At 62.7% G+C, this 4,075-nt stretch carries 2 protein-coding genes; both read left to right on the forward strand.

Annotated features, from left to right (window positions below):
- Positions 1 to 278: 278 nt before the first annotated feature.
- Positions 279 to 1,100 (forward strand): pirin, encoded by an 822-nt coding sequence (locus GY769_09795; GenBank protein ID MCP4202215.1) that lies wholly within the window; start codon positions 279 to 281, stop codon positions 1,098 to 1,100.
- A gap of 407 nt (positions 1,101 to 1,507) precedes the next feature.
- On the forward strand, positions 1,508 to 3,619 hold the full coding sequence (locus GY769_09800) for a BamA/TamA family outer membrane protein (protein MCP4202216.1): 2,112 nt from the start codon (positions 1,508 to 1,510) through the stop codon (positions 3,617 to 3,619).
- Positions 3,620 to 4,075: the final 456 nt, after the last annotated feature.

A 4,075-nucleotide genomic window follows, 5' to 3' on the forward strand; every position in this document is an offset into this window, starting at 1 on the left:
AGTAGAACAGATCCTGGCCGTTTTCGCCCAACTGACCGCCTTTAACTCACTGAGGGACATGAGCTTAGCCGCTTGAGACTTTCGCCCTGACGCGTGCTGACAACTGTCCGCATCGCCTCGGGGAGGTCCTGGCGGGGACCGTTTGGAACACCCCTGCTGATCGAGAACGGGCGGGACTCGCGCCCGCCCTTCGGCGCCGCACCAAGTCCCAGAAGCTCGCTGAAGAAGCGTTCGAGATCGAGGCCAAGGAGGCGCGGGCTGCTGGCGCCCTCGGCTTCATGGCACGGATCCTCATTCAGGCCACCCTTCCCCACAGCCGGCCCCACAAAGGTCCAAACCCGCACGAGTTCGAACGCGTCAACGGCCGCTTCACTCTCTACATGAACGCCCCGCCGTCGGTCGGGCTACCCTACGGCTCCTACCCTCGACTGGCGCTCGCCTGGCTCTCCACGGAGGCCGTTCGAACTCGCAGCCGCGAGATCGAGCTCGGTCCAACCTTCTCGAGCTTCATGTACAAGCTCGGGCTGACGCCCGTCACCGGCAAGCGCGGGACGACGTCCCGCCTACGCGACCAGCTCCACCGACTCTTCTCCACCACCATCCGCTGCAGCTATCAGGAAAGTGGGGACTGGCATGGGAGCAGGGCTGGGAGGGCCTGCCTGTCCCCACTTTCCTGTGCCGGAGTCGGCTACACCATCGCCCACAAGCACCAGCTTTGGTGGTCGCCACGCGATCCCGAACAGCGGCCGCTCTGGAACTCGGTGGTTGTCCTGAGCTCGGAGTTCTACGACGAGCTCGTGGCCCACGCCGTCCCAATCGACCTCCGGGCACTCAAGGCCCTCAAGGGCTCACCCCTCGCCCTCGACATCTACGCGTGGCTCACCTACCGGATGAGCTATCTCCGAAAGCCGTGCCTCATCCCTTGGGAGGCGTTGCAGACTCAGTTCGGCGCCGACTACGGGCGCCCGCGGGACTTCAAGCGGAAGTTCCTCGGCCACCTCGGCGACGTATTGCATGTGTACCCGGCAGCGCGTCTCGCTGAGCAGCAGGCGGGTCTCCTGCTCAAGTCGTCAAGGACTCACGTCAGGTGCCTGAGCTAGCACCTCGTTTCTCGACAAGAACAGGAATGAGACTGCTGGCGAACCAAAGAAAGTCGCCCTAACGTTCGCAAGCAGGTACGAGGTACTTAGAGTCCCTGCGGAACGAGCCGCTCGAGTAGCCCGCAGATTCGGCGGGAGTACCCTCCGGACGACAGATAGACTCGTTCCGCAGAGACCAACTGATGAAGAGACCTCGAATGCGTTGGGCGCAAGTGTCGTGCCTCATTCTTCTTGCCTCGATGGCCGCCTCGGCCCAAGGCGCTACACGCATCGAGCTCGAGGTCGGGGACGAATCCGATCGATCGTTGCGCGATTCACTTGCAAGTGAGGGTCCTGGCGAGGAGATCGTGGCACAGGACGGCGGCGCGACTAACGTCTCTGCGGTCAGATCATCCAGGCGTCCCCGAGTGGGACTCGTTCTCAGTGGCGGCGGCGCCCGTGGAGCGGCGCACGTCGGCGTGCTCAAGGTCCTCGAAGAGCTGCGAGTGCCGGTCGACTTCATCGTCGGAACGAGCATGGGCGCGATCGTCGGAGGGATGTACTCCACCGGATTGTCTCCGGCGACGATGCTCGACCGGATTGCCGAAGTGGACTGGCAGGACGCCTTCAACGACGCCCCGGCCCGACGGTATGTGGCGTTCCGGCAAAAGGAAGACGATGATTTGCCTCTGTTCAGGTTCGAATTGGGGCTAGGGCGCAACGGCCTGAGCTACCCGGCGGGCTTCGTTGCCGGCCAGAAGCTCAACTTCATCATCCGGTCGATGCTGCTGCACGCGGCCGAAGAGCGGCCGTTTGACGACTTCCCGATTCCGTTTCGAGCGGTTGCGGCAGATCTCGAGACAGGAGAGATGGTGGTCTTGGACCACGGGGAGCTGGCCAAGGCGATCCGGGCCAGCATGGCTTTTCCGGTGATGTTCACCCCGGTCCAGATCGGCGAGAGGCTGCTCGTGGATGGGGGCGTTGTGCGCAACCTACCGGTCGACGTGGCGCTCGAAATGGGCGCCGACCATTTGATTGCCATCGACGTCGGAACTCCGCTCGGAGAGATGCTGGAAGACCCAACGGCGATGGGCGTGATGCTTAGAACGATGAGCGTCATGGCGAAGCAGAGCGTCTCAGGGCAGCGCGACCTGATTCGCGAGCAGGACCTCTTGATCGTGCCTGAGCTCACAGGGATCATGACCTTCGAGGGGTTTGGTGAGGTGGAAACGGCGGTGGAGCGAGGCATCGCTGCGGCCCGGCTTCATGAGGAAAGGCTGAGGGAGTTCTCAGTCAGTGAGCAGGAATTCGACGAGTACCTGCAGCGACAACGCAGCGGTACCGGAATCGAAGACCGCGTCATCTCGAAAGTCGAGATCACCGGTCTCGAGCGCGTATCCCCCAAGCTGGTGCGGCGACGAGTGAAGTCTCCGGTCGGAGAGTCCCTGAATCTCGCCGAGCTCCAGGCCGATCTCGAGCGCGTGTACCAGATCGGCGAGTTCGAGCAGGTCGAGTTCGGACTCCGGCCGGAGAACGAGGGGCACACCCTCGAGATCCGCGGAGAGGAGAAATCCTGGGGCCCCTGGTACCTTCGTTTCGGGGCCGCTACCGAGGCCAACCTGGATGGTCGCGGGCAATTCGCCGCAACCGCTCTCGTCCGCCGAACCCAGATCAACGCACTCGGCGCGGAGTGGAAGACGTTCTTCACCCTCGGAGGCCTCGACTCCGTCTCCACGGAGTTCTATCAGCCGGTGGAATACTCCGGGACGTTTTTCGTTGCTCCCCGACTGTTCTTTGCCCAGGACGGGGACGAGATCGTCTTCGAAAACGGCGAGCAGATCCTAGCCGAGATCGACCGCACGTCTGCTGGCTTCGACCTGGGCGCGAACCTCGGCAACTTCGGAGAAGTCAGGCTGGGCGCCGTCTCCGGTCGTATCGAAGGGCGCCGGCTATCCGGGGACACGACGCCGGTCGACGTGGACACCGGCGACTTCAACCTGAGCGCCACCCTGGATCAGCTGGACAACGCCAACTTTCCGCGAGCGGGGAGTTTTGCGGAACTCAGGCTGTTCCTGTCTCGATCTGAAATCGGTGCCGACGATGAGTTCGAGCAGCTATTCGTCGGCGGCGCCCACGCCAAGAGCTTTGGGCGTCAAACCCTCATCGGGAGTGCGATCTTCGGGACCGACCTCGGCTCGGACCTCCCCTTCTACGCCGACTTCGGCCTCGGAGGCTTTCTCAACCTCAGCGGTCTGAAGCAGGGAGAGCTCGCGGGACGCCGACTTGGGCTGGCTCGGTTGGTGTCCTACCGAAAGTTCGGCGAGACCCCCGGTCCGTTCGGTGGATCTCTCTACCTGGGTGGGTCTCTCGAGGCTGGCAACGTGTGGCCGGATCCAAACATGGCATCGCTCTCCGATCTTCGTCGCGGGGGATCGGTCTTCGTAGGCCTCGACACCGTCCTGGGTCCAATCTTTCTCGCCTACGGCAAGGCCGAGAGCGCCTCCGGCACCTTCTACCTGTTCCTCGGACAGGTGTTCTGAGGAATGAGTGCGTCTAGCCGACAGAACGGAAACCCTGAACAACCGACCATGGGTGACTCGGCGCGTGATTCGTGAAATAGCTACGTGAAACCCGGCAGGCCTCGGTATCAGCCCGCGGTTCTCAGCAGGTCCTGGAAGGGCACGTAGTCGCGCTCGCGGCGTGATCCAACGCCACCGCTGCGTTGAAACATCTTGGAGAACTATGACGATCAGACGGTGTGTTTCACTCTGTACCGCATGATCTCGAGAGCCTTCCTGAGCACCCACAGTTCGTGGCCCGGCCAGTCCCTTTCGGCTTCTGCCGTCTCTACAGCCGCTCGTCGAAGTGACCGCGCATCCCCACCGATGAGCGCCTCGTTGACGTGTCTTCGAACGCGCCAGGTAGCAGCCCTCTGCCACATGCCCAAAAGAAGCAGGTGAACAGCGAAGACGATGAACGCGGGAATCAACAACACA

This window comes from bacterium (assembly GCA_024224155.1).
Taxonomy (GTDB): Bacteria; Acidobacteriota; Thermoanaerobaculia; order Multivoradales; family JAHEKO01; genus CALZIK01.

Excerpts from the sequence above, each read along its gene's own strand:
- GY769_09795 (MCP4202215.1), top strand. The coding sequence starts at position 279 with ATGGCACGGATCCTCATTCAGGCCACCCTTCCCCACAGCCGGCCCCAC.